The 21,047-nt window shown below is 69.3% G+C and carries 28 protein-coding genes; 16 read left to right on the top strand and 12 right to left on the bottom strand.

Annotation, left to right across the window (positions count from 1 at the left end; translation table 11 throughout):
• Positions 1 to 92: 92 nt before the first annotated feature.
• On the top strand, positions 93 to 1,394 hold the full coding sequence (locus KUG38_RS13615) for a hypothetical protein (protein ID WP_216922547.1): 1,302 nt from the start codon (positions 93 to 95) through the stop codon (positions 1,392 to 1,394).
• A 52-nt stretch (positions 1,395 to 1,446) separates the two neighbouring features.
• Here KUG38_RS13615 and KUG38_RS13610 read toward each other — a convergent pair whose 3' ends face one another.
• Together KUG38_RS13610 and KUG38_RS13605 are read right to left on the bottom strand one after the other, a co-directional pair.
• Positions 1,447 to 2,121 carry a DoxX family protein gene (locus KUG38_RS13610; RefSeq protein ID WP_216922545.1) on the bottom strand — a complete coding sequence of 225 codons (675 nt, stop codon included), beginning with the start codon at positions 2,119 to 2,121 and terminating at the stop codon, positions 1,447 to 1,449.
• A gap of 32 nt (positions 2,122 to 2,153) precedes the next feature.
• Positions 2,154 to 3,746: an FAD-binding domain-containing protein gene (locus KUG38_RS13605; protein WP_216922543.1), complete on the bottom strand. Its 1,593-nt coding sequence runs from the start codon at positions 3,744 to 3,746 to the stop codon at positions 2,154 to 2,156.
• Positions 3,747 to 4,107: 361 nt separating this feature from the next.
• Here KUG38_RS13605 and KUG38_RS13600 point away from each other — a divergent pair, with 361 nt between their 5' ends.
• From KUG38_RS13600 to KUG38_RS13590, 3 genes are all read left to right on the top strand, one after another.
• Positions 4,108 to 4,398 (top strand): PM-15 family protein, encoded by a 291-nt coding sequence (locus tag KUG38_RS13600; protein WP_216922541.1) that lies wholly within the window; start codon positions 4,108 to 4,110, stop codon positions 4,396 to 4,398.
• Positions 4,399 to 4,408: 10 nt separating this feature from the next.
• Positions 4,409 to 4,603, top strand: coding sequence for a CAB/ELIP/HLIP family chlorophyll-binding protein (locus tag KUG38_RS13595; protein WP_502988703.1), 195 nt, complete (start codon positions 4,409 to 4,411; stop codon positions 4,601 to 4,603).
• 83 nt (positions 4,604 to 4,686) lie between these two features.
• Positions 4,687 to 5,469, top strand: coding sequence for a hypothetical protein (locus tag KUG38_RS13590; RefSeq protein ID WP_094584181.1), 783 nt, complete (start codon positions 4,687 to 4,689; stop codon positions 5,467 to 5,469).
• A gap of 9 nt (positions 5,470 to 5,478) precedes the next feature.
• Here the strand turns inward: KUG38_RS13590 and KUG38_RS13585 are convergent, their stop codons facing one another.
• The 3 genes from KUG38_RS13585 to KUG38_RS13575 form a co-directional block, all read right to left on the bottom strand.
• On the bottom strand, positions 5,479 to 5,691 hold the full coding sequence (locus tag KUG38_RS13585) for a hypothetical protein (RefSeq protein WP_216922539.1): 213 nt from the start codon (positions 5,689 to 5,691) through the stop codon (positions 5,479 to 5,481).
• 69 nt (positions 5,692 to 5,760) lie between these two features.
• The gene (locus KUG38_RS13580; RefSeq protein WP_216922538.1) at positions 5,761 to 6,354 is read right to left on the bottom strand and encodes a pyridoxamine 5'-phosphate oxidase; all 594 of its coding nucleotides are present in this window, start codon (positions 6,352 to 6,354) and stop codon (positions 5,761 to 5,763) included.
• A 9-nt stretch (positions 6,355 to 6,363) separates the two neighbouring features.
• The gene (locus KUG38_RS13575) at positions 6,364 to 7,017 is read right to left on the bottom strand and encodes a methyltransferase domain-containing protein (RefSeq protein ID WP_216922537.1); all 654 of its coding nucleotides are present in this window, start codon (positions 7,015 to 7,017) and stop codon (positions 6,364 to 6,366) included.
• 54 nt (positions 7,018 to 7,071) lie between these two features.
• On the opposite strand from KUG38_RS13575, the gene KUG38_RS13570 reads away from it, so the two are divergent.
• Entirely contained in the window at positions 7,072 to 7,464 is a 393-nt protein-coding gene (locus KUG38_RS13570) for a VOC family protein (protein ID WP_216922536.1), read from the top strand.
• On the opposite strand, the gene KUG38_RS13565 is transcribed toward KUG38_RS13570, so the two are convergent.
• Genes KUG38_RS13565 through KUG38_RS13545 form a run of 5 tightly spaced genes read right to left on the bottom strand, consistent with a single transcriptional unit; the run spans position 7,451 to position 11,240 of the window.
• Positions 7,451 to 8,326 carry a PfkB family carbohydrate kinase gene (locus KUG38_RS13565; RefSeq protein ID WP_216922535.1) on the bottom strand — a complete coding sequence of 292 codons (876 nt, stop codon included), beginning with the start codon at positions 8,324 to 8,326 and terminating at the stop codon, positions 7,451 to 7,453. The genes KUG38_RS13570 and KUG38_RS13565 overlap by 14 nt on opposite strands.
• On the bottom strand, positions 8,327 to 9,115 hold the full coding sequence (locus KUG38_RS13560) for an ABC transporter permease (protein ID WP_216922534.1): 789 nt from the start codon (positions 9,113 to 9,115) through the stop codon (positions 8,327 to 8,329).
• Positions 9,115 to 9,927, bottom strand: coding sequence for an ABC transporter permease (locus KUG38_RS13555; RefSeq protein ID WP_216922533.1), 813 nt, complete (start codon positions 9,925 to 9,927; stop codon positions 9,115 to 9,117). Before KUG38_RS13555 ends, KUG38_RS13560 begins: the two co-directional genes overlap by 1 nt.
• Positions 9,924 to 10,907 (bottom strand): ABC transporter ATP-binding protein, encoded by a 984-nt coding sequence (locus KUG38_RS13550; RefSeq protein ID WP_190609688.1) that lies wholly within the window; start codon positions 10,905 to 10,907, stop codon positions 9,924 to 9,926. Before KUG38_RS13550 ends, KUG38_RS13555 begins: the two co-directional genes overlap by 4 nt.
• A 60-nt stretch (positions 10,908 to 10,967) precedes the next feature.
• Positions 10,968 to 11,240, bottom strand: coding sequence for a galactose oxidase (locus KUG38_RS13545; protein ID WP_216922531.1), 273 nt, complete (start codon positions 11,238 to 11,240; stop codon positions 10,968 to 10,970).
• Between the two features lie 273 nt (positions 11,241 to 11,513).
• Between KUG38_RS13545 and KUG38_RS13540 the strand changes: the two genes are divergently transcribed.
• From KUG38_RS13540 to KUG38_RS13510, 8 genes are all read left to right on the top strand, one after another.
• Positions 11,514 to 12,341 carry a transglutaminase-like domain-containing protein gene (locus KUG38_RS13540; protein WP_216922529.1) on the top strand — a complete coding sequence of 276 codons (828 nt, stop codon included), beginning with the start codon at positions 11,514 to 11,516 and terminating at the stop codon, positions 12,339 to 12,341.
• Between the two features lie 250 nt (positions 12,342 to 12,591).
• Positions 12,592 to 12,906: a DUF723 domain-containing protein gene (locus tag KUG38_RS16985; RefSeq protein WP_286196033.1), complete on the top strand. Its 315-nt coding sequence runs from the start codon at positions 12,592 to 12,594 to the stop codon at positions 12,904 to 12,906.
• A gap of 73 nt (positions 12,907 to 12,979) precedes the next feature.
• Entirely contained in the window at positions 12,980 to 13,747 is a 768-nt protein-coding gene (locus tag KUG38_RS13535; protein WP_216922528.1) for a phycobilisome rod-core linker polypeptide, read from the top strand.
• 189 nt (positions 13,748 to 13,936) lie between these two features.
• Positions 13,937 to 14,893 (top strand): orange carotenoid-binding protein, encoded by a 957-nt coding sequence (locus tag KUG38_RS13530; protein WP_216922527.1) that lies wholly within the window; start codon positions 13,937 to 13,939, stop codon positions 14,891 to 14,893.
• Positions 14,894 to 14,928: 35 nt separating this feature from the next.
• Entirely contained in the window at positions 14,929 to 15,741 is an 813-nt protein-coding gene (locus tag KUG38_RS13525) for a fatty acid desaturase (protein ID WP_286196032.1), read from the top strand.
• Positions 15,710 to 16,093 (top strand): fluorescence recovery protein, encoded by a 384-nt coding sequence (frp, locus tag KUG38_RS13520; RefSeq protein ID WP_286196031.1) that lies wholly within the window; start codon positions 15,710 to 15,712, stop codon positions 16,091 to 16,093. The genes KUG38_RS13525 and frp overlap by 32 nt, the downstream gene beginning before the upstream one ends.
• Positions 16,094 to 16,316: 223 nt before the next feature.
• The gene (rbp, locus tag KUG38_RS13515) at positions 16,317 to 16,661 is read left to right on the top strand and encodes an RNA-binding regulator (RefSeq protein ID WP_216922526.1); all 345 of its coding nucleotides are present in this window, start codon (positions 16,317 to 16,319) and stop codon (positions 16,659 to 16,661) included.
• A 190-nt stretch (positions 16,662 to 16,851) separates the two neighbouring features.
• Positions 16,852 to 17,064 carry a hypothetical protein gene (locus tag KUG38_RS13510; RefSeq protein ID WP_094586976.1) on the top strand — a complete coding sequence of 71 codons (213 nt, stop codon included), beginning with the start codon at positions 16,852 to 16,854 and terminating at the stop codon, positions 17,062 to 17,064.
• Here KUG38_RS13510 and KUG38_RS13505 read toward each other — a convergent pair.
• Positions 17,043 to 17,936 (bottom strand): transglutaminase family protein, encoded by an 894-nt coding sequence (locus KUG38_RS13505; protein WP_216922525.1) that lies wholly within the window; start codon positions 17,934 to 17,936, stop codon positions 17,043 to 17,045. The genes KUG38_RS13510 and KUG38_RS13505 overlap by 22 nt on opposite strands.
• Before the next feature lie 3 nt (positions 17,937 to 17,939).
• A complete protein-coding gene (locus KUG38_RS13500) occupies positions 17,940 to 18,314 on the bottom strand; it encodes a hypothetical protein (protein ID WP_094586972.1) in 375 nt (124 codons plus the stop codon).
• Positions 18,315 to 18,510: 196 nt separating this feature from the next.
• On the opposite strand from KUG38_RS13500, the gene KUG38_RS13495 reads away from it, so the two are divergent.
• The 3 genes from KUG38_RS13495 (at position 18,511) to KUG38_RS13485 (ending at position 21,039) form a co-directional block, all read left to right on the top strand.
• Positions 18,511 to 19,377, top strand: a complete 867-nt coding sequence (locus KUG38_RS13495) for a bile acid:sodium symporter (RefSeq protein WP_216922524.1) — start codon at positions 18,511 to 18,513, stop codon at positions 19,375 to 19,377.
• A gap of 166 nt (positions 19,378 to 19,543) precedes the next feature.
• A complete protein-coding gene (locus KUG38_RS13490) occupies positions 19,544 to 20,110 on the top strand; it encodes a hypothetical protein (protein WP_286196030.1) in 567 nt (188 codons plus the stop codon).
• Positions 20,107 to 21,039 (top strand): hypothetical protein, encoded by a 933-nt coding sequence (locus KUG38_RS13485; RefSeq protein ID WP_216922523.1) that lies wholly within the window; start codon positions 20,107 to 20,109, stop codon positions 21,037 to 21,039. The genes KUG38_RS13490 and KUG38_RS13485 overlap by 4 nt, the downstream gene beginning before the upstream one ends.
• Positions 21,040 to 21,047: the final 8 nt, after the last annotated feature.

Raw genomic sequence — 21,047 nt, 5'->3', positions numbered from 1 at the left:
AACGGCCTCTTTCGCTGCGCCTCGCTTCCGCCCGCGACGGGAGGGCCATCGCGGCTCGCCTCGCCCTGCTTCCGTCTTTCGTTCTCGGTGCCGTGGTCGCGATCGGCCCGGCCCGGGCGGCGATCTGCCCCGATGGAACCGAGGCGGAGTTCTGCCTGCCCCCCGTCACCCCGCCGACCCCGACGCCTTCACCGTCCACGCCGGGGACGCCTTCGCCGGCACCTGTGGCGACGCCGGCCTCCGTTGTGCCGAATCGCCCCTTGCGGGTTGATGTCTACCGACTCGACGCCCGGTTGCTTCCCCTTGGCGCCGGGATGGGCTGGCGGAGCTTCAGCCGTGATCTGCTGGAGCCCCTGCCCCAGAAGGTGCGCGAGTCCTCTCCCCTCGCCGATCCAGAGCCGGAGGGGCCGTCCACCTCGGCCTTCCGCTTCAGTGTTCAGCCCGGGGGCTACTTCAGCGACCGAGACGGCTGGCGGCTTCGGGTGTTCGGCAGTGGCTTCGGCGGTCCCCTGATCAGCGGTGTGGCCGGAGGCCCCTCCTCGGTGAGCGGGGCCCAGATGGGTCTGCGGCTCGACTACGCCATCGGCGATCTGGTGATCGGCGCCTTCGGCCGCTTCGGGTCACTCCAGGCACGGGGCGGCTCCGTCAATGATTTCGCGGTCCCCTTCAACGGCCAATCCGCCAACGGCAGCCTGGGTGGTGGCGGGGTGCTGGTGCAGTTCGCCAAGCCCGGTTGGTTCATCGGGGCGGCCCTGGGAGGCGATGCTCTGACGACCGATCAACCGTTCGGCATCAGCAGCTCCAACGCCATCGGTGCCCGCTACAGCAATTCCTCGGTCGGCGGCAGCGCCTTCAATCTCGCCACCAGTTTCGGTGGCAGGATCCGGCTGTCCGATCGTCAGGTTCTCGAACCCAGCGCTCTGCTCACCCTGACCAGCCTCTCGCTGGGCGGTGCAACGGTCTTCGATGGGTTCACCAACCGCTTCTGGAGCGTGCCGGCCTCCAGCAGCACCGTCGGCACCGCCGACATCGGCATCACCTGGAGGGCTCCCCTGCCCCAGGGCAGGAATCTGCTCACGCCCTCCGTTCGACTCAGCTGGCTGGGGGCCGGCTTCCTCGGCCAGGCCCCGGCCAATGCGGTCACCGATGGCATCGCCCTGGCCAGCACCCTGCCGGCGGGCTCCCTGACCCAGGCCAGTGGACTGGGGCTGCAGGGGGGGCTGGCCTACACCCTGAGGGACAACACCACGTTCTTCATCCGTGGCGGGGCGGGCTTCTACGGTGCCGGCACCGCCTGGGATGTCGGAGGCGGGGTGCAGTTCCGCTGGGGGGGAGCCCCACGGGCCACCGCCACCAAGGCCAGTGGCGCCGATCCTTCCACCGCAAACCCCTGAAGGCTGGCCAGGTTCTGGTCGGGAGCCGGCCAGGAAGGACGCTGGAGGGCCTTCAGGCCCCTTCCCCCATCAGTCCGAAGCCGGAAGTCTCTTTCTCACGGACACCGCCGGCATCCCGGGATTCGATGCTGTCCTTCAGCAGCCCATCGACGATGCCGGCATCGAACGAGTAGCGGCCCGGACCGACCAGAAGCAGGGCCAGGCTGCCGCCCAGGTAGAGAACCACCAGCTCCAGCACGTAGATGTTGAAGCCGCTGGTGAGGATGTGGTGGTAGGCGGCCACGGCCATGGTGCCGGTGAGGGCCAGGGCCCCCAGGGGCGAGAGCAGGCCGAGGATCAGCAGCCAGCTGCCCAGGATTTCTGAGTAGCCCGCCACATGGGCCAGGAACAGGGGGAAGGGCAGGTGCAGGGGCACCACATAGTTGGTAGCGAACGCCTGCGGATCGGCCAGCTTGTCCTGGCCGTGGTGGATCATCATCGTCCCGATCGCCAGCCTCAGGATCAGCAATCCGACGTTGGCCAGGCGCCCTTCCCGCAGGAGGTAGGACCTCAGGACCTGGCGGATCGTTGCGGCAATGGCGGTGACGGAGGCGGGAACCGCAGCGCGGTCGTCCGCGCCCGTGGGCACGACAGCGGCGACCGTCGGACGGTTGAGCGCCAGCATCCACAGGGCGATGAAGGCCGTGAAGAAGCCCGCGAAGATCTCAAGCAGGACAGTGGTGGTCATGGCGGCGGGAGAATTATGAAGATTCTGGCGATTCAGGTAACGGAACGTGAAGCGCTCTCCGGACCCAGTCCCAGGTCCAGGCACAGCTGACCCTCGGCCAGCCGCGACGACCGGCGACGGCCCCCGCCGCTCCTCCTGCCGGAGGGCGGAAGGCCCGAGCGGCGCGAGCCGTGCCGTTCCTGGATCGCGTCGGCGGCGGCGCCGAAGCCGCTCTGGCGCCGCAGGCCCCAGAGCCGTTCCCGGGCCTGGCGGGCGGCGGCGGCCACATCCACGATCGGGGCCGGATAGTCGAGGCCGATGCGGCAGCCGCTGGCCACCTGGGTGGCCGGATCCATCCGCCACGGCTCGTGGCGCCAGATCGCCGGCACCCCGGCCAGTTCCGGCAGCCAGCGCCCCAGAAACACCCCCTCCGGGTCGTGGTCGAGGCCCTGCTTGATCGGGTTGTAGATCCGGATCGTGTTGATGCCCGTGGTGCCGCTCTGCATCTGGCACTGGCTCCAGTGGATGCCGGGCTCGTAGTCGACGAACTGGCGGGCCAGGTGCAGGCCGCTGTCGCGCCAGTCGATCCAGAGGTGATGGCTGGCGAACGACAGCAGCATCGCCCGCATGCGGAAGTTGATCCAGCCGCTGGCCAGCAGGGCGCGCATGCAGGCATCCACAAACGGCACCCCGGTGCGCCCCTCGCACCAGGCCGCCAGCCGCTCGGGGTCGGTGACGCGCAGGTGGCGGGTGGCGGGGTGGAGCTCGAGGATCTCGATCGAGGGTTCGCTCTCCAGCTTCTGGATGAAGTGGCAGTGCCAGTGCAGGCGTGACAGGAAGGCGTCGAGGGCCCGGGGCCAGCCCGCGGCCGCCTCGGCAGGCAGGGTCGCCAGGGCCGCCCGCCGGGCCCGGGTGGCCTGGGTCACCTCCCCCATCGACAGGGTGCCCCAGCTCAGGTGGGGCGAGAGCCGCGAGCAGCCCTCGAAGGCGGTCAGGGGACTGGAGAGCCGCCGGTGGTAGCCGCGTCCCCGCTGGTGCAGGAAGCCGTCCAGCAGCTCCAGGCCGGCCTTCCGGCCACCCCACTGCCGCGCCGGGCAGGGGTCCGCCGCCAGGCCCAGGTCGGCGGCGGTGGGCAGGTCCCGGGGGGCGATGCCCTCCAGGGGGGGCAGGGCGACGGGAGCCTCCAGCAACGGTTCGGCCATGCGCCGCTCCCAGGCCCGGGCCCAGCCGCGGCGATCCCTGAGGCCCCGGGTCACCCCGAAGCTGGCCAGCTCCTGCCAGGGGATCCCCCGTTCGCGGGCCCAGGCGGCCACCCGCCGATCCCGGGCGTAGGTCCAGAGGTTGCCGGTTTCCTGGTGGCTCCAGAGACCGGCGATGCCAAGGCGACGGTGGGCGGCCTCCAGCACGGCCACCACCTCGCCGACCCGCACCACCAGGGGCTGTCCCCGTTCGGCCAGCGCCTGCCCCAGCTCCTGGAGCGCCTCCCGGCAGAAGTTCCACTGGCGGCCTGAGCTGTCCGGTTGCCGCCACAGCTCCGGTTCGACCACATAGAGGGGCAGCACCGGTCCGCGCCGGGCCGCTTCCACCAGGGGGCGGTGGTCGGCGAGGCGCAGATCGCGCTTGAACCAGACCACCTGAAGCGCCATCACCACTGCCCAGGAATCGACTTCAGCGCTTCGGCAGGTCGCTGGGCCGCAGCACCACCACCACCACGCCCACCACCACCATCACGATCAGCACCGCCGCCCCGGCCAGGGGCAGCACCGTTTCCGTCTCCATCCGCCCGCCCGCCGACTGTCCCCCCATCCTGGTGGGGCCGCCGGGGCAGCGCGGGCAAAAAAAAGGACGGGTCAGCCAGACCCGCCCCCGAAGAACGTCTTAAGAAATGTAAAGGTGCCGGTGGTGCCACCGCGAGGGCCTCTCCGGATTCGCCCTCTGATGCGCTCCGAGGCCGTCCGCGGTCCCCGGGGATGCGCGCCATAGTCTTCATGTTCCGTTACATCAGCCATGACGGTCGGCGAGCTCTACCTCGAATCCCTGTCCACCGGAGTCATCACCCCCGCCGAACTCTCCTGGCTCACCCACGGCCAGGACCGTTTCTCCCGTCTGGAGGAGGCCACCGCCCTGCGGCTCGGTCGCCTTCTCGACCAGGGGGACATCCAGCTGGGCTGTCGCCTGGTTCCCACCGGAGAACCCTCCCGGTCCCCCGCCTCGCCGGCTCCGGCCTCGGCCCCGGCTCCGGCCCCTGGGGTGCTGGAGGAGTGGATCGAGCCCCTGGGCCGTCGACGGCATCGTTGACGACAGTCCGATCCCTTCACGATCGTTTACACTCCCTTCAAGTTTCGCAACGAACCCACCCATGTCTGACTCCACCACCCGCTTCGGCTTCGTCGCCTTCGCTGAAACCTGGAACGGCCGCCTGGCCATGCTCGGTTTCGTCATCGGCCTCGGCACCGAGATCCTGACCGGCCAGGGCATCCTTGCCCAGATCGGCCTCGGCTGATTTCGGCTCCTGCCTTCGCAGCATCGGCCCGGGTGGTTCTGCCATCCGGGCTTTGATGTCTGCGGCGTTCACCCCGCTCCCCCATGGCGCACGCTCTCGTCTTCGTACTGGCTCCCGAGGGAGGCCTTCCCAGCGATGGCGCGTCCTGGGAGGAGATCCTGGCGGCCCAGCGCCTGGGCGTCCGCAGCGGCATCGCCCTGCGCATGTTCCGCGTTCCCGCCGAGCATCCCCCGAGCCTGGATGACCTGGTCAGCTCAGGCCAGGCCAACGTCAGTGGGGCCGACCCCTTTGAGCCCCTGCGCACCAGCCCCTGCCCGGAGGAGCCTTCCGCCGCTGTCTCCGCGGATCCGGGGCCGGCGCGGCGGCTGATCTGCGATGCGGTGGTGCCCCATCTCGAGCCACGGGCCCTCTGGCTCGGCGCCTACGAACTCAGCGGCCCGGAACGGCAGCCGAGCGCCGGCCACCCGGCCGAGCGCCTGGGGATCGAGACGGTCCGCTGCCTCGACCAGTTCTCCCTGCGGGAGGCCGACAACGAGACCTGCTGGTTCTATCCCACCGAGAACGGCGACTATCTCTGCTGGGAGAACCAGCGCAGCCTCGAGCTGGCCCCCGGCTATCCGGCCGATTCCTGCCTGCAGGAGGGGCCGGTCTCCTACCAGCGAAGCGACCTGCAGCTCCTCTGGTCCCTGATGGCCGACGACCAGGCCCTGACCTGTGTCGGTCTCACCTACCAGAAACGACGCATCGAATGGCCGGTCGCCGCCAGCGACCCGGAACCCTTCGCCACCTGGACCGCGTTCCGGGTCGATGCCATGGCCGATGACACCTACCGGGAAATGGCCAACATCACCGTTTTCCCGACCTGAGCGGCGGCCTCAGCCGGCCTGCTCGTAGAGCTGCTCCAGCCGCTCGCGGCTGAGGTCGACGTAGAGAACTTCCTCACCGTGGGCCGGAGCTTCCGGGTGGCGCTGCCGCGGGGAGGGGGTGGAGGCGACGCTGCGCAGGTTCTGGGTCATCAGGGCGAAGGCGCCGCCGGCGATCACCGCGAAGCTCACCCCGTAAACGATGGGAAACAGGACGTCCAGCATGGGTCGCTCGCTTTTGCCCAGGCTAATGTAACGATCTGTTAATCGTGGCTGCCACGCCCCCGCAGCGGGCTATGGATTCAGCCACTCCTCCATCCAGTCGTTGTCGGCCCGCCAGAGGCGGCGCCGGTGGGGGTGACCGCTCAGCTCCAGCAGCTCCACCCGTTGCAGCCCCACCCGCAGCAGCTCGAAGTGCTCCGGCCGCGGGGCCTCCTCCCCCAGTTCCCGGGGGAACGGCCCTTCGCTCTGGAGGGGTTCCCCCGGCGCCGGCCAGCCCCACAGGGCCCGGCCCCGGGGGGTGAGGGCCTGCCAGTGGAACGTCAGGGCCCGTTGCTCCTCCTCGCCAGCGAGCGGCAGCCGCTGGCCCCGCAGCCGGAACTGGCTGCGGGCTCTGGGCAGCAGCCAGCAGAGTTCCACAGGGGCGGTGCCGACGAGTTCGCCGCTCTTGGCGCTGCGATGGTCGGTGAGCAGATCGAGGCTGGCCGCTCCCGCCCAGCAGCGGAACACCAGGGTGCGCACCCGCGGGGTGCCATCCGCCGCCACGCTGGCCAGCTGCAGCCAGCGGGCCTGGGGGGAGCGGCCCTGCCGTTCCAGGGCGCCGCGCAGCAGCGCCCGCCAGGGGGGCAGGGGCTGCTCAGGGGGCGGCGACGGGTGGGAGTCGGACATCGGCAGGGCCTACGGCGTCGGTTTTTCAGCCACCACGGCGAAGAAGGGATCCCCCTGCCCCCCCAGCCAGCCCATGGGGCCCTCGGCCCGGGTCGGCTCGGCGATCAGCTGGGGTGCCGGCCAGCCCTGGGCCTGCAGCACCCGGCTGACGTAGGCCAGGTGATCCCGGTCGCTGCCGTCGGTCCAGACCTGGGGAGCCTTCTGGAAGAACATCCGGTTCGAGAAGGCCACGATCACCTGGCCGGCGGGGCGCACCACCCGCAGCAGTTCGGCCGCCACCGGCTCGGGCCGCTGCAGGTACTGCCAGCCCGCCACCATCAGCACCGCATCGACGCTGGCGTCCGCCAGGGGCAGGTGCTGGTCCTGGTTGAGGTTCTGCAGCCAGTGCCGATCCAGTCGCGGGTTCGCCGCCAGTTCGGCCCCGTTGAGGCCATGGCCGATCACCTCTTCATAGGTGATGTCCTCCGGCAGGTGACTCACCCAGCTGCTCATCAGATCCAGCACCACCGCGCAGGAAGGGATCCGCTCCCGGTAGAGCGCGGTCAGCCGGCGGCGGAAGGCCCCATCGAGGTGCTGCACGAAGCGGGGTTCGGCATAGAAGAGGGCGTCATCGGAGCTGTCCAGCTTGCGCCGCTCCGCCTCGTTCAGCACCAACACCGCCATGGCCACCGGGGATCCGTTCTGCTGCCATGGTGGCGAGCCCAGGCCGCTTCCGTCATGACGCCCCCCGCCCCGGCGCCCTTCCTGGTGCTCGCCGCCGATGACCCCGAGCGGCTGGCCGCCTTCTACGGCACCCTGCTGGGGACGGACCCGCTGCAGGGATTCAGCCCCAGCCACTGGCGCCTGCTGGGGCCGGGAGATGGCCGTCTGGAGATCTACGCCCCCTCACGGCAGCGTCCCCGCCCCCGGGGCGAGGGCCGGCTGGCCCTCTGTTTCTCGCGCCCGGCGGGGGAGGCGCCCCCCCTGCAGGTGCTCCACGACTGGCTCGCCGTGGTGCTGGCCCTGGGGGCGGTGCCGGTGGAGCCGCCGCGGCAGGAACCCTTCGGGGCCGAGGCCTGGCTGGCCGATCCGGAGGGCAACCGTCTGCTGCTGCTGGTCAGCGGCGGCTGAGCCGCAGCTGGCTGGCGTAGGGCCCGCGGCCATCGAGGCAGGCCGCGCCGCAGTGGGCGCCGAGGCTCACCGCCTGCCGCAGATCCCAGCCAGCGGCCAGGGCCGTGGTGACGCCGGCGGCGAAGCTGTCGCCGGCGCCGTAGGCATCCCGCACCGGCCCCGTGCGGTGAACAGCGGCATAGCGGCCGCCGGGAACCAGCACCCCGCCCCGCTCGGCCTCGGTGCCGATGCGCAGCCGGGGCAGCGGATCGAGATCCTCGGGCCGGTAGGCCTCGCCGGGATCGGCGGCGCTGCCGATCAGGGCGTCGAGGGTCACGCCCGCCTCCCGCAGGGCCGTCAGCCGGACCCTCGGGGTGGCGGCCAGCACCCGGGCCCGCCGCGCCTGCCGCAGGCCGGCGGCATCGGTGGCGGTGACGAACACCCCGTCGGTCTGCTCCAGCCGCTGCCATGGCAGCCCATCGTCGGCGGTAGGCATCAGGCGCTCGCCGATCACCGTGATCGTGCGCTCGCCGCCGGCGTCGATGAAGGTGATCCCCCGCCGGGTCGGGGCTGCCCGCCAGGCGATGTGCAGCTCCAGCCCCAGCCCCTCGAGCTCTTCGGCGGCCCGGCGCCCGAGGGCGTCATCGCCCAGGGCCGTGAAGAAGGGAACCCGCTCTCCCGTCAGACGGGCCATCTGCACCGCCACCACGGCGCCGCCGCCGGCGGGAAGCTCACAGAAGTCCTCGGCATGGAGGATCTCGCCGGCCGCCGGCAGATGGTCCACGCCGACGAAGCTCACCATCTCCACGTGGCCCACCACCGCCAGGGCCAGCGGGGGAAGCTCCGGCAGTTCCTCCAGGGGCAGGGGGACGAGGGGCTCCATTCAGCTGGAGGCGGAGGTGTAGAAGCGCAGGGCGAAGTTCCAGAACCAGCGGCTCGCCACCACCGAGGCAATGGCCACTGCGCCACCGGCCAGCAGCCAGGGGCCGGAGGCCCTCCCCAGGATCGCCTCGGCCGGCACGGTGGTGAGGAAGGCCACCGGCACGATGAAGGTGAAGAAGGCCCGCAGGCCGGCCGGGAAGGCACTCACCGGAAAGCGGCCCGCCACCAGCACGCTGCGCAGCACCTCGGTGGCATTCCAGATCTTCACGAACCAGATGCTGCTGGCCGCCAGCACGAACCAGAGGCTGTACAGGATCATCAGGCTGGCCACCAGCATCAGGGCCGCCCCCAGCAGGGTGAGGGGCGCCGGGGTGGCGCCGGCCTTCCAGGCGGCGTAGCCGATCAGGCCGGCCCCCAGGGCGATGCCGGGCAGGCCCCAGGGGGAGAAGGTGCGGGCCGAGAGCCAGAACTGGCTGTCGATCGGCTTGAGCAGGACGAAATCAAGGCTGCCGGTGCGCACGTGGGCCACGATCGTGCTGAGGTTGGGCTGCAGCAGGGTGCTGGTGATCCCCTCCAGCAGGGTGTAGACCCCCAGCACCACCAGGGCCCCTTCCCAGCTCCAGCCCCCCAGGGACTGGCCGCGCCCGTAGAACAGCGACAGCACGAAGATGCTGCCCACCAGATTGCCGGCCGTGGCCACCAGCTCGATCAGGAAATTCGCCTGGTATTCCAGTTCCGCCGTCAGTGAGGCGATCCAGAAGATGCGCAGGGTGGAGAGGTACCTGTCCATCAGGCCCCCATGGCCGAATAGTGGCGCAGCCCCCGGCGCCACAGCAGCAGATTGATCGGCAGCAGCAGGGCGGCCCAGGCGGCCATAGCCGCGAAGCTCTGGAGCACCGGCACGGTCTCACCGGCCAGGATCCTGGCGGGCACATCGACCATGTAGGGGAAGGGGGTCCAGAAGGCGAAGGCCCGGACTCCCTCGGGATAGAGGGCCAGGGGGGCCACCAGCCCGGACAGATAGAGGTAGGGCAGATAGAGGAGGCGCTCCAGGGCGCTGGCCTTCTCGCTCCAGAAGCACACCATCGTCAGGGTGAACTGCATCAGGAAGCGCAGGGCGAAGGCCGCCAGGGTGGCCAGCACCGCCAGCAGCACCGACGGCAGCGAGGGCCACCAGAAGGCGGCGGGATAGAGAAGGAAGAACAGACCCACCAGCATCGCCACGAAAGGGAGCCGGGTGGCTTGCTCTGACAGGTGGGCGGCCACGTAGCGCCACACCAGCGGCAGGGGCTGGAGCAGATAGGGCGACAGGCGGCCGTTGAGGTTGTCCTCCTCGAAGGTGTACATCACCCAGACGATCGTGAACTGACGCACCACGAAGGCCGAGAGGAAGTAGCGGGCCAGCTGCAGGGAGCTCATCCCCAGCCCGCCGCCGGCATCGACGGCGCTCCACAGGCCCAGCATGATGAAGGGCAACACCCCCGAGAGCGCCCAGAGCACGATCTCGGCCCGGTACTCGAGCATGTAGGCGTACTGGCTGGAGAGCAGCACGGCGGCGATGCGGCGGGCGTGGCCCAGCCGCTGGCCCAGGCCCCCCCTCATGCCAGGGCCCCCTGATGGAACAGCCGGCCGATGATGTCCTCGATCGGCGGGTCGGAGACCGACAGATCGACCACGGCCAGGTCGGCCAGCAGGCGTCCCACCTGCTCGGTGAGCCGCTCCCGCGGGATCAGCAGCCGCACCTCCCGGCCCTCGATGGCCTCCACCTCGCCGTAGCTGGCGAAGGCCTCGGCCCCCATGGGCGCATGCAGCTCCAGGCGCACCTCCCGGCAGGGTGCCAGCCGCTGGGTGAGCGTCTCGAGGCTGCCGTCGTAGAAGAGGCGGCCCTCGTGAATCAGCAGCACCCGCGGGCAGAGGGCGGTGATGTCGGCCATGTAGTGGCTGGTGAGCAGCACGGTGGCCCCGAAGCGGCGGTTGTAGTCGGCCAGGAAACTGCGCACCCGGGCCTGGGCGTTCACATCCAGCCCCAGGGTCGGTTCATCGAGGAACAGCACCGCCGGGCGGTGCAGCAGGGCCGCCAGCAGCTCCGCCTTCATCCGCTGGCCGAGGGAGAGCTTGCGCACCGGCCGGCGCAGTTCGTCCCCCAGTTCGAGCATCTCCGCCAGCTCGGCGATGCGGCGCCGGCTCTCCTCGGGGGGGATGCCGTAGACGGCGGCGTTGACCCGCAGGGAATCCAGTGGCGGCAGATCCCAGATCAGCTGCTGCTTCTGGCCCATCACCAGGGTGATCTGGCCGAGGAAATCCGCCTCCCGGCGCTGGGGCTGGCACCCGGCCACCTCCACCGTGCCGCTGGTGGGGTGGATCAGCCCCGTGAGCATCTTGAGGGTGGTGGTCTTGCCGGCACCGTTGGCCCCCAGGAAGCCGACGAACTCGCCCGGCTCGATCGAGAAGCTCACGTCCTGAACCGCCGCGATCAGGCGCTCGCGGCGGTTCACGAAGTGACGCAGGGTGCCGGCCAGTCCGGGTTGCTTGTCGGCCACCCGGTAGGTCTTGCCGAGGCCCTGCGCGCGGACGATGGCCATGCGGACGGGGGCGGGCAGGGCCCACCCTATCGAGAGCTCTGCCCCATCCGGAGCCAGTGCTCAGGCGGCCTCAGGACACCAGCCGGAGCTTCGCTGCAGCGGCTCCAGCCAGCTCGGACAGCGCTGGGTGAGATGGTCGCCGTGGCAGATCAGGGCCTGATGCCACTGGCAGCTCAGCAGGGGGATGCGGTCGGCATCAGCGTGGTGACGGAACCACTGACAGGTGAGGCAGACGTGCCGGCTGCGGCTGGGGAGCAGCTGTTCCGGCCCCAGATAGGGCCAGACGTCGCAGGGGTCAGTGGAGTCTGGAGTGGGGCCTGGAGCGGAGGGCATGGCTGCGGAAAGCGGTACATCTGTACTAGCAGGGATCGCCCTTGGAGGCCACCGCCGCGACTCCGTTGCGCTGCCGCAGCACCAGTGCAGCACCAGCGCAGCAGATGTTGGGCGCCGACCACACCGTTCCGCTGCCGTCCCTGTCCCGGTCGCGGCGCAGCGGCCCCGACCACCATCCGGGCCAGGGATCCCCATCACCGATGCCCGCCCCGGAACCCCGCCCGGGGGGCGACAATCGACCCTCGGGGCCGCTCCGTTCGCCATGCCTTCTCCATGCTGATCCGGCTCGGTTGCGAACTGACCCTCTCCTGCTGGGCGCCGACCCCGGTGCTGGCCCTGGTCCATCCCCATGGCAGCCGCCTGGAGGACCGCCGCGGCCCCGAGCGGCTGCGGTTGAGCCCGGACCGGATCGCCGAGGTGCTCACGGATGCCGACGGCAACCGTGCCTGCCGCTTCATGGCCTCCACGGGCAGCACCACCCTGGGATTCGAGGTGGTGGTGGCCGACCCCGGCCTTCCCGATCCAGTGGCGCCTGAGGTGGGGGAGTGCCCGGTGGGGGCGCTGCCGATCGTGACCTACCCCTACCTCAACCCCAGCCGCTACTGCGATACCGATCGCCTGGCCCAGGTCGCGTGGGGGCGCTTCGGCGGCGTCCGCCCCGGCTGGTCACGGGTGCAGGCCATCTGCGACTGGGTGCATGAGCAACTTCGCTTCGACTACGGCGCCGCCCGCAGCGACAAGACCGCCCACGACGCCCTGCGGGAAGGGCGCGGCGTCTGCCGCGACTTCGCCCACCTGGCCATCAGCCTCTGCCGCTGCCTCAACATCCCCGCCCGCTACTGCACCGGCTACCTGGGGTACACGGGCACCACGCCCCAGCCGGAACCGATCGACTATTCGGCCTGGTTCGAGGTGTTTCTCGAGGATCGCTGGCATGTCTTCGACCCCCGCCACAACCGGCCCCGCATCGGCCGGGTGCTGATCGCCCGGGGACGGGATGCGGCGGATGTGCCCTTCCTGCGCTCCTTCGGTGACCACCAGCTCACCGGCTTCCGGGTCATCACCGAGGAGCTGGCCACCCCCGGGTCCCCCTGTCCCTGACCACGGCGAAGTGTGGAGAATTCATGCGCTGGGCCAGCCTGCCCGGCCTGGGCGGCAGAATCCTCTGAGTTCAGGCACCATCGAGCCCGTCGAACGGTTCCTGATCACAGCCCCTGACGACCGTTGGCTGGGTCAGCCTCCTGACCCCCTGAGCCCATGGGGTCCCGAGCATGGGACCGTGCTTCCGGGTCCGTCGTCAGCCTGACGTACGCAGCCGGGTTTTTTCTTCCTGACTCACGCGGATCGACCAATGGGTTTACGGATCGATGAAGCCACGTTTCTGGAGCGAGCCCGGTCCAGATTCGGCAGCAGATACGATTATTCGCAGATCAACTACAAGAGCTTCCGCAGCCCGATCAAGATTCGCTGTCTGGAGCATCCTGTCCGGGAGATTGTGATCACGCCGGAGCGTCATCTCCAAACCACTGGCGGTTGCAAGTACTGCCTGAGAACTTATCGCAACCAGACCCTTGAACGGGTCCTGAGGCTCGACTGCGAGCCCAGCGAGCGCCCCGCAACCCTGCCACCGCCACCCGTGGCAGTCCCCGAAAGTAAAGCTGTGTGATGGATCCGGCCGGTTTCCCAAGGCCGGTTTTGGTCACGGTTATCTTTCCGGGTCATTCACCCTGAATCCCTCCATGGCCCTTCCTTTGCTCGCCGCCCGACCCTCGAGCCTCAATGCCAGGGTGCCGAGTTTCGCGATCGCCAGTGAGGAATCCCCCCGCCAGGCCGTCGCCACCCTGGAGACCCGCAAGGCCTCCGGAGACCGCCTCAGCCTCGACGTCCAGATCGAGCAGGCCTATCGCCAGGTCTTCTTCCACGCCTTCAAGGTGGATCGTGAAGCGGTGCTGGAATCCCAGTTGCGCAGCGGACAGATCACCATGAGGGATTTCATCCGTGGCCTGTTGCTTTCCAGGCGATTCCGTGAGGGTTTCTATGATTGCAACAGCAACTATCGCCTGGCAGAACAACTGGTTGGCAGGGTTCTGGGGCGCCCGGTGTATGGGGAACAGGAACGGATCCGCTACTCGATCCTGATCGCCCAGCACGGGCTCGTGGCCCTGGTGGACACCCTGCTCGACTCGGCTGAGTACCTCGAGGCGTTCGGTTACGACACCGTGCCCTACCAGCGTTCGCGGGTGCTGCCGGGTCGGGCCCAGGGCGAGCGCCCCTTCAACCAGCAGGCGCCCCGCTACGACGGCCGCTGGCGCGACGTGATCGCCAGCCGGGCGCCCCGTGGTTCCAGCCCCTGGTCCCCCGGCACGCCTCGTCCCGCCTGGCTCGGGGAGCAGCCCTCGCCCCTGGCCCGCCAGATCTGGCAGGGCCTGGTCACCGCCGGTGGCTTCGCCATCACCGGCCTGGTCCTGTGGACCGCGGCCGCCATGCTCAGCACCGGAGCGCCCTGAGCGTCGCCCGCTGGCAGGGATCTCCGGGGGCCTTGTCCGCAGCACGGTGAGCTGGATCTGCCTCCGGCTTGCTGTGCTGACGGACACGAAATCGTGCTTTCCTTGGTGTCAGGTGGTCGCAACGCCGTCATGTCCACCGCCATGCATTAGGATTTGTAAAGATTTCTTGACCTTCCGGAGGTTCCTGTCATGTTCACGCTCGAAAAAGCGACCCAGATCTTTCCGGACACCCTCTCGGCCGACGTGGTGCCGGCCCTCACCGCCCGCTTCAGCCTCCTGAGCGCCGAGGACCAGCTGGCCCTGATCTGGTTCGCTTACCTCGAGATGGGCAAGACCATCACCATCGCCGCCCCCGGTGCGGCCCGCATGCAGTTCGCCGAGCCGGTGCTCAACCGGATCAAGGCGATGACCTTCGCCGACCAGAGCCAGGTGATGGTGGATCTGGCCAACCGGGCCGACACCGACATCTGCCGCACCTATGCGATCTGGTCGGTCAACATCAAGCTCGGCTTCTGGTATCGCCTGGGTGAGTGGATGGAGGAGGGCATCGTCGCCCCCATCCCCGAGGGCTACCAGCTCTCCGCCAACGCCGCTTCGGTGCTGTCCTCGCTCAAGGGCATCGATGCGGGTCAGCAGATCACCGTGCTGCGCAACTTCGTCGTCGACATGGGCTTCGACCCCAGCAAGGTGGATGGCAGCGAGCGCATCGCCGAGCCGATCGTGCTGCCGACGGCCCCCGAGCAGCGCACCAAGGTCTCGATCGCCGGCGTCGACAACGCCACGATCCTCTCCTACATGGATCTGCTCAATGCCAACGACTTCGATCAGCTGATCCAGCTGTTCCTGCCCGACGGCGCCCTGCAGCCTCCCTTCCAGCGGCCCATCGTCGGCACCGACGCCATCCTGCGCTTCTTCCGCGAGGACTGCCAGAACCTCAAGCTGCTGCCCGAAACCGGCGTGAGCGAGCCCTCCGATGGCGGTTTCACCCAGATCAAGGTGACCGGAAAGGTGCAGACCCCCTGGTTCGGAGCCGGTGTCGGCATGAACGTGGCCTGGCGTTTCCTGCTCGATCCCGACAACAAGATCTACTTCGTGGCGATCGATCTGCTGGCCTCCCCCGCCGAACTGCTCAAGTTCGCCCGCTGAGAAGCCCCTTCACCCTCCCCGCGCCTGCGGGTCCCTTGACCGGGGAGGCCTCGGCCTCTCCGGTCACACTGGCTTGGGGAGGTACGGGACTCCTGCTGGGAGCGGGAATCTTCGGGGCCTGGCTGGCCACCCTGGTGCTGGCCCTGCTGGCGGATCCTGCTGGCTGGACACCGGCGGCACTCGGGCTGGTGATCGCCCTGCGCACGCTCCTGCAGACGGGCCTGTTCATCCTCGGCCACGATGCGATGCACCGCACCCTTGTGCCGGGTCGTCAGCGGCTCAACGACGGCCTGGGTCGGCTGGCCCTGCTCCTTTACGCCGGCCTTCCCTACGCCCGCTGCCGCCGCCATCACCTGCGCCATCACCGTTTCCCGGGCAGCCGCCTGGATCCGGACTTCCGTCGGGCCAGTGGTGACGGGGCCCTGCGCTGGTACGCCCGGTTCATGGGGAATTACCTCTCCCTGGGCCAGCTGGTCCTGCTCCTGGCCAGCTGGCTGGCCGTGGCGGGAGGCCTGATGCTTCTGGATCCCCGCCGGGCGCTGGCCGTCCCCACCTTCTGGGTGCTGCCGCTGGTTCTCAGCTCGTTCCAGCTGTTTCTGTTCGGCACCTATCTTCCCCATCGCGGCGACGGATCCAGCCCCGCCGGCCTCCATGCGGTCAGAAGTCTGGGGTACCCCCACCTTCTCTCCCTGCTGGCTTGTTACCACTTCGGGTACCACCGGGAGCACCATGCCCACCCGGCGGTGCCCTGGTTCCGACTGCCGCAGTTGCGGGGCCACGTTGCCCAGCATCACGGTCATGGTTACGGCCCCGCCGATGACTCGCGGCCGCTCAGGCCTGGGCGTTAACGTCCAAATCCAGCGGTTGAGACCCATGGTGAGTGCGGTATTGGAGTGGACGGATCAGGAACAGCAGGTGGCCCGCCGCGCCTTCGACAAGGCCCACTCCAGAGCCGCGATCGGCATCATCCGGGCCGTTCAGGCCCATGCGAACCGCATGGACTCCGTGGAGGAATGCTGGAAACTGCATGACTTTCTCAGCATCCAGCGCCATGAAATCGAAGGACGTTTCGATTTCCGGCTCCCCGGCCTGCTGTTCGTCTTCGCCAGCCTGGTGAAGGATGGTCTGCTGCAGGTCGAGGAACTCGAAGGACTCGAGCGGGACAAGCTCAACAAGATCACGGCGATGTCGCGCATGTGAGGGGGACGCAGCAGATCTGCTGCACGGCCCCGCTGGGATCGCCTTTCACGCCTGCTGTTGGCCTCCGCTGACGCCTCCCGGGCGGTCTTCCCGACCCGCCACCTCCTGGGGTCCCGGCCCGCGGGGGCTGTAGGGTAGGGAAGATTCCAAGATTTCTCTCCAGCGAGCTCATCACTTTCTAAAAGGGCTGTCGAAGGATCGGTTCATAGTTTTTTTCAGGTTCATGACCATTTACATCGGAAATCTTTCCTTCGACGCCGAAGTGGAAGACGTGAAGAACCTTTTTGCCCAGTACGGCGAACTGCGCCAGTGCACCCTTCCCCTCGATCGCGACACGGGTCGCAAGCGCGGTTTCGCGTTCGTCGAGATGACCAACGACGCCGACGAGACCAAGGCCATCGATGATCTTCAGGACGTCGAGTGGATGGGCCGCAGCATCCGTGTGAACAAGGCCGAGCCCCGCACCGGCGGCGGCGGCGGCGGCGGTGGTCGCTCCGGTGGCGGCGGCGGCGGCTACGGCGGCGGTGGCGGTGGGTACGGCGGCGGCGGTGGCCGCAGCCGCTACTGAGTCATTGCCGGGACACCGGGCCCTGGTAGGCACCGGTTTCCATTGCACCGCCCCTGGGTTTCCGGGGGCGGTTTTTTTGGCTGGTTTGTTTCAGGCCCGCCGGCGCCGCGGCGTGTGGGGAGTCCGGCACGGATCGAAAGACACTCTGCTGCTGCGGCCTGTTGGCGTGGCCGGGGAGCAGATTGGGCCCATGAGTGATCCCAGCCCTCGCGGCCGCTACCGGGTCCGACCCGCCGACCAGAACGAGACCACCGTGCCCAACGAGGTCACCGGCCCGACCTTCGACCACCGCGATGAGGCGGAGCGGTATGCCCACAGTCTGGTGCTTGCTCACCAGACCCCGGTGGTGGTGGAGAAGCTGGCGCCCGCCGGCTGCTGGCTTCAGCTCGGGATCATCGGCTGAGGCGACCCCTCCAGGCCGCCGAGCGCATCGGCGGCCTGCAGACGGATCAGGTAGGTCAGGCTGGAGCCCACGCCGGTGCCGCGGTAGCGGCCGCTGACCGGCGCCGCCAGATGGTGGTCGGGCGCGGCGGCCAGGACCAGGTGGCCATCGGCCACCGCCAGGCCCAGGCTGGGGTCGAATCCCCTCCAGCCGCCTCCGGGCAGATACACCTCCGCCCAGGCGTGCAGCTCGTGTTCGCTCACCTCGGGGGGGTGGTGCATCGAGTAGCCGCTCACGAACCGCGCCGCCAGACCCTGGCTGCGGCAGGCCACCACATAGAGCATGGCGGTGTCCCGGCAGGCTCCGGTGAGCGTGCGGAGGGTCTCGGCCGCATCGGTGGGCTCCCCCTCCAGCCGGCCCACATGGTGAAAACCGTGGTGGATCTCATCGGCGAGGGCGCTGAGGAAGGCGGTGGCCGATCCGTCGACCCGGTCGGCGATGGCCTGGGCCCAGGCGCGCACCTCAGGATCGGCCCGATCCTGCAGACAGCCTGCCAGGGAGCGGGCCTCCGCCTCCGGGTAGCTCACCGGCAGGTGCTGGGCCTCCCGGTGGGTGACGATCCAGTCGTAGGGGTTGCTGCGCAGGGTCTCCACCAGCATGTCCACCGTGATCGTGAGCTGGTCCCGCTCCTGCTGGAACCAGGCCACCATGGCGTCGGTGCCATCGGGCTCGAGCACCCGGCTCAGGCCCGCCGGAGGCTCCTCCAGCCGCAGGTGGTGCTCGAGGATCCTCTGGCTGCCGTCCTGGCGGGGGGTGAGCCGCAGGGCCATCGGCTCGAGGAAGACGGGCCGGTCGTAGGTGTAGCTGAGGCGATGGTGGATGCGGAAGAACATCGCTCAGCCCATGGCCTCGCGCAGGACGTCCTGGAGGTCGTCATCGATGACGTAGGTGTGCAGCGGCGCCGTGTCCAGGTCCTCGACAAGGGGGAAGAAGCGCACGGAGAACCAGGCCTCGAAGAGTTCGAGGCTGCGGGGATGGGGCCAGCGGCTGCGGTCGCGGCACCAGAGGTCGAGCTCGGCGGCGAAGATCTGGCCGTAGCTGTCCAGCAGCCGGTCCTGGGCTTCCAGTTCGCTGTCGTAGGTGGGGATCAGGTAGAGGCTGTGGTCCTCCCCCAGCCCTTCCATGTCCTCGCGGGTCCAGAACGGCCGGGTCCAGTCCACCATCGGCTGCCGGGGCGCCACCGCGATCGCGCAGCGGTTGAGAACGGCCATCGATGGAGTGTCTGTGGCTGGTTCAACGCTAGCGAGGTCGGGGAGAGGGGGCATGGGTGAAACCATGGATCCGCGCCGCCTCAAGAGCGACGGCTTCGCCGACCGAGAGCCAGGCTCGATCGCCCTGGGAGTGCTGGCCTAGGGGGGCTGGCGCCCTGAGCCTTCGCAGCTCCTCCCTTCCCTTCTCCTGATCTCCATGGCCCAGGCCTCTGCCGCACTCGTCGGCCTGACTCTTTTCACGATCATGCTCGCCCTCGGCCTGGGGTTGCAGCTGGAGGCGATCGCCCAGTTGCGCCATAGGCCCGCCCTGGTGATCCGGGTGCTGATCGGCTCCTGTGTGCTGGTGCCCCTGGTGGCGCTGGTGCTGATGAAGCTGCCCCTGGGCTTCACCCTCTCCCCGCCGGCCCGCTTCGGCATCGTCCTGATGGCGGTCTGCCCCAGCGCCCCGCTCACCTTGCGCAAGGCCGGCAAGACGGGCGGCGACCGCCAGCTGGCGGCGCTGCTCCAGGCCTGCGCGGCCGTGGCCGCGATCGTTTCGATTCCCCTGCTGGCTGATCTGTTCCGGGCCTCGTTCGGCATCGATGGCTGGGACATCGCCCCCCGGGAGGTGGCCCTGCAGGTGGGCAAGGTCCAGGTGCTGCCGCTGCTGGCCGGCCTGCTGCTGAGGCGCTGGAAGCCCGAATGGGTGGCGCGGCTGGAGGGGCCGCTCGACAAGCTCGCCAACGGCCTGCTTCTGCTCCTGATCGTGCTCGTGCTGATCAAGGCCGGCCCTTTGCTGCTGCCGTTCGTGGCCTCCAACTGGCTGGCCCTGGGATTCATGGCGGTGATGGTGGCCGCGGCTCTCGCCATCGGCTCCCTCATGGCTGGCCGGGAGCCTCGCGAGCGCATCACCGTGGCCCTGGTCACCTCGATGCGCAACCCGGGCCTGGCCCTGCTGTTCGCCACCACCCACGGCGAAGGGATGCCCGGCTTGAAACTGGCCGTGCTGGCTTACCTGCTGGTCACCGTTCTCCTCTCGATTCCATTCCTGCGCTGGCAGAAGGGTCTGCTTGGGGTGGATTGAGCAGACAGTCCCTCACCGGTTCTCGTTCATCGGCGCTGTCGGATCTCCAGGCCCCAACGCCCTTGATTACAACGTTTTGCGCGACAGCCCCGTCACCCAGATCCCTGGTGCCCACCCTGGATTCATCGCTAGCCATCGCGCAGCCGCCCCTTTCGTTCCTTTCCCCATGCCCCACCGCCGGATCAGCTTTCAGCCCTGCGGCCGCCACGATGGCGTGACCCGTTTCTGCCCCGCCCTTCTGGGTGGCGGAGTCCTGGCTGGCCTGACGGCCACGTTCCTGCTGGCCCCCCAGCCCGCTGCGGCTGCGAAGGCGGCTCCCACGGGGCAGGTGTTGTACACCCTCACCACCCAGTGTTCGCTCCAGGGGGCTGCTCCCGTGCCCTGCACGGTGGAAGCGGTGGACATGGGGGGGGCCACGCTCTACCGCCACCGCATCGGCAAGGCCACCGAAACGGTCCGCATCACCGCTGAACCGGTGACGATGGCGATCTGGGCCAATGACACCAAGCAATGGAGCCCCCTGCGCGGTGCCTCGGCCCGTTTCTCCACCAACACGGTCTGCTTCAACGGCAAGGACCTCTGCGTGGTCAACCCCAACTACCTCAACAGCGTCCGGGAGGATCGCACCAACACCCGCCTCCAGGGCCGTGATCTGGTGATGGTCCACTTCGGCTCCGACGGCCGGGTGGACGCCAGCTGTTACGACGACGCCTGCGCCCTGTTGCTGAAATGAAGAATCTGAGCGGACTCGCCCTGTTGGTGGCCGGTGTGATCGCCTCGCCGGTCGGGGCTGGCCTGGCCCTGGAGCTCTCCTCCCCCCACGCCCCGGAGCTGATCGCCCGCGGCGGTGGCGGCGGGGCTCGGATGGGAGGCGGCGGTGGCGGCGCCAGGCTTGGGGGCGGTGGTGGTGGCGCTGGTCTGGGCCGCGCCGGTGGCGGCGGATCCCTGGGCCGCAGCGGCTTCCAGGGATCCGGCGGGGCCGGCGGTCTCAACCGGGGCGCCAACAGGCCCGCCGGGGGCTGGAGCAGCGGCGTCGCCGGTGGTGGCCTGGGGGGCCCTTCGTTGAATCGTCCTGCGGCGCGGCCCGGGGGGGTGGTCGGCACCCCTGGCCTCAACAGGCCCGCCGGAGCCGGAACCCTCAACCGGAACGTCAACGCCAACCTGAACCGGAACGTCAACGTCAACCGCAACCTCAACCGCAGCGTCAACGTCAACCGCAACTGGAACCGCGCCGTCAACGTCAACGCCATCGGCGTGCGGCCCGGCTGGGCCCGTCCGGGCTGGGGCGTCGCCCGGCCCTGGAACCACGGCTGGTACGGCGGCTGGGCCACCCCGTCCTGGGGCTGGTGGGGGGCCCGGGCCGCCACCTGGGGTGTGGCCACGCTGGCAACGGCCTCCATCATCAACAGTGCCGTCGACGCCGCCGTGTCCAGCAACCAGACGGTGATCGTGGTGCCGAACACCGACTACCAGCTGATGTTCGGCACGGTCCAGCCGACCGGAACCAGCACGGTGGCCTTTGACGTCAGTGCCAACGGCACCGTGTACCAGCTTTCGGCCGACTGTCAGTCGGGGCTGCTGAACGGCCAGGAGCCGAGCAGTGCCCAGGAAGCGGAACTCCTCAATGCCGCCTGTCAGGTGGCCTTCGGAACCGCTTCCTGAGCCGGGGG

The organism is Synechococcus sp. CCAP 1479/9 (assembly GCF_019038535.1).
GTDB lineage: Bacteria > Cyanobacteriota > Cyanobacteriia > PCC-6307 > Cyanobiaceae > Cyanobium.
This window is presented reverse-complemented; position numbering and strand designations above follow the sequence as displayed.

Bases quoted from the DNA above. Each gene is read 5' to 3' on its own strand.
- KUG38_RS13605 (WP_216922543.1), bottom strand. From the start codon at position 3,746: ATGGCGCTTCAGGTGGTCTGGTTCAAGCGCGATCTGCGCCTCGCCGAC.
- KUG38_RS13570 (WP_216922536.1), top strand. From the start codon at position 7,072: ATGACGCCCCCCGCCCCGGCGCCCTTCCTGGTGCTCGCCGCCGATGAC.
- KUG38_RS13610 (WP_216922545.1), bottom strand. From the start codon at position 2,121: ATGACCACCACTGTCCTGCTTGAGATCTTCGCGGGCTTCTTCACGGCC.
- KUG38_RS13510 (WP_094586976.1), top strand. From the start codon at position 16,852: ATGAGTGATCCCAGCCCTCGCGGCCGCTACCGGGTCCGACCCGCCGAC.
- KUG38_RS13585 (WP_216922539.1), bottom strand. From the start codon at position 5,691: ATGCTGGACGTCCTGTTTCCCATCGTTTACGGGGTGAGCTTCGCGGTG.
- KUG38_RS13555 (WP_216922533.1), bottom strand. From the start codon at position 9,927: ATGAGGGGGGGCCTGGGCCAGCGGCTGGGCCACGCCCGCCGCATCGCC.
- KUG38_RS13490 (WP_286196030.1), top strand. From the start codon at position 19,544: ATGCCCCACCGCCGGATCAGCTTTCAGCCCTGCGGCCGCCACGATGGC.
- KUG38_RS13590 (WP_094584181.1), top strand. From the start codon at position 4,687: ATGGCGCACGCTCTCGTCTTCGTACTGGCTCCCGAGGGAGGCCTTCCC.
- KUG38_RS13535 (WP_216922528.1), top strand. From the start codon at position 12,980: ATGGCCCTTCCTTTGCTCGCCGCCCGACCCTCGAGCCTCAATGCCAGG.
- KUG38_RS13485 (WP_216922523.1), top strand. From the start codon at position 20,107: ATGAAGAATCTGAGCGGACTCGCCCTGTTGGTGGCCGGTGTGATCGCC.
- frp (WP_286196031.1), top strand. From the start codon at position 15,710: ATGACTCGCGGCCGCTCAGGCCTGGGCGTTAACGTCCAAATCCAGCGG.
- KUG38_RS13545 (WP_216922531.1), bottom strand. From the start codon at position 11,240: ATGCCCTCCGCTCCAGGCCCCACTCCAGACTCCACTGACCCCTGCGAC.
- KUG38_RS16985 (WP_286196033.1), top strand. From the start codon at position 12,592: ATGGGTTTACGGATCGATGAAGCCACGTTTCTGGAGCGAGCCCGGTCC.
- KUG38_RS13500 (WP_094586972.1), bottom strand. From the start codon at position 18,314: ATGGCCGTTCTCAACCGCTGCGCGATCGCGGTGGCGCCCCGGCAGCCG.
- KUG38_RS13505 (WP_216922525.1), bottom strand. From the start codon at position 17,936: ATGTTCTTCCGCATCCACCATCGCCTCAGCTACACCTACGACCGGCCC.
- KUG38_RS13540 (WP_216922529.1), top strand. From the start codon at position 11,514: ATGCTGATCCGGCTCGGTTGCGAACTGACCCTCTCCTGCTGGGCGCCG.
- KUG38_RS13565 (WP_216922535.1), bottom strand. From the start codon at position 8,326: ATGGAGCCCCTCGTCCCCCTGCCCCTGGAGGAACTGCCGGAGCTTCCC.
- KUG38_RS13530 (WP_216922527.1), top strand. From the start codon at position 13,937: ATGTTCACGCTCGAAAAAGCGACCCAGATCTTTCCGGACACCCTCTCG.
- rbp (WP_216922526.1), top strand. From the start codon at position 16,317: ATGACCATTTACATCGGAAATCTTTCCTTCGACGCCGAAGTGGAAGAC.
- KUG38_RS13550 (WP_190609688.1), bottom strand. From the start codon at position 10,907: ATGGCCATCGTCCGCGCGCAGGGCCTCGGCAAGACCTACCGGGTGGCC.
- KUG38_RS13495 (WP_216922524.1), top strand. From the start codon at position 18,511: ATGGCCCAGGCCTCTGCCGCACTCGTCGGCCTGACTCTTTTCACGATC.
- KUG38_RS13580 (WP_216922538.1), bottom strand. From the start codon at position 6,354: ATGTCCGACTCCCACCCGTCGCCGCCCCCTGAGCAGCCCCTGCCCCCC.
- KUG38_RS13600 (WP_216922541.1), top strand. From the start codon at position 4,108: ATGACGGTCGGCGAGCTCTACCTCGAATCCCTGTCCACCGGAGTCATC.
- KUG38_RS13560 (WP_216922534.1), bottom strand. From the start codon at position 9,115: ATGGACAGGTACCTCTCCACCCTGCGCATCTTCTGGATCGCCTCACTG.
- KUG38_RS13575 (WP_216922537.1), bottom strand. From the start codon at position 7,017: ATGGCGGTGTTGGTGCTGAACGAGGCGGAGCGGCGCAAGCTGGACAGC.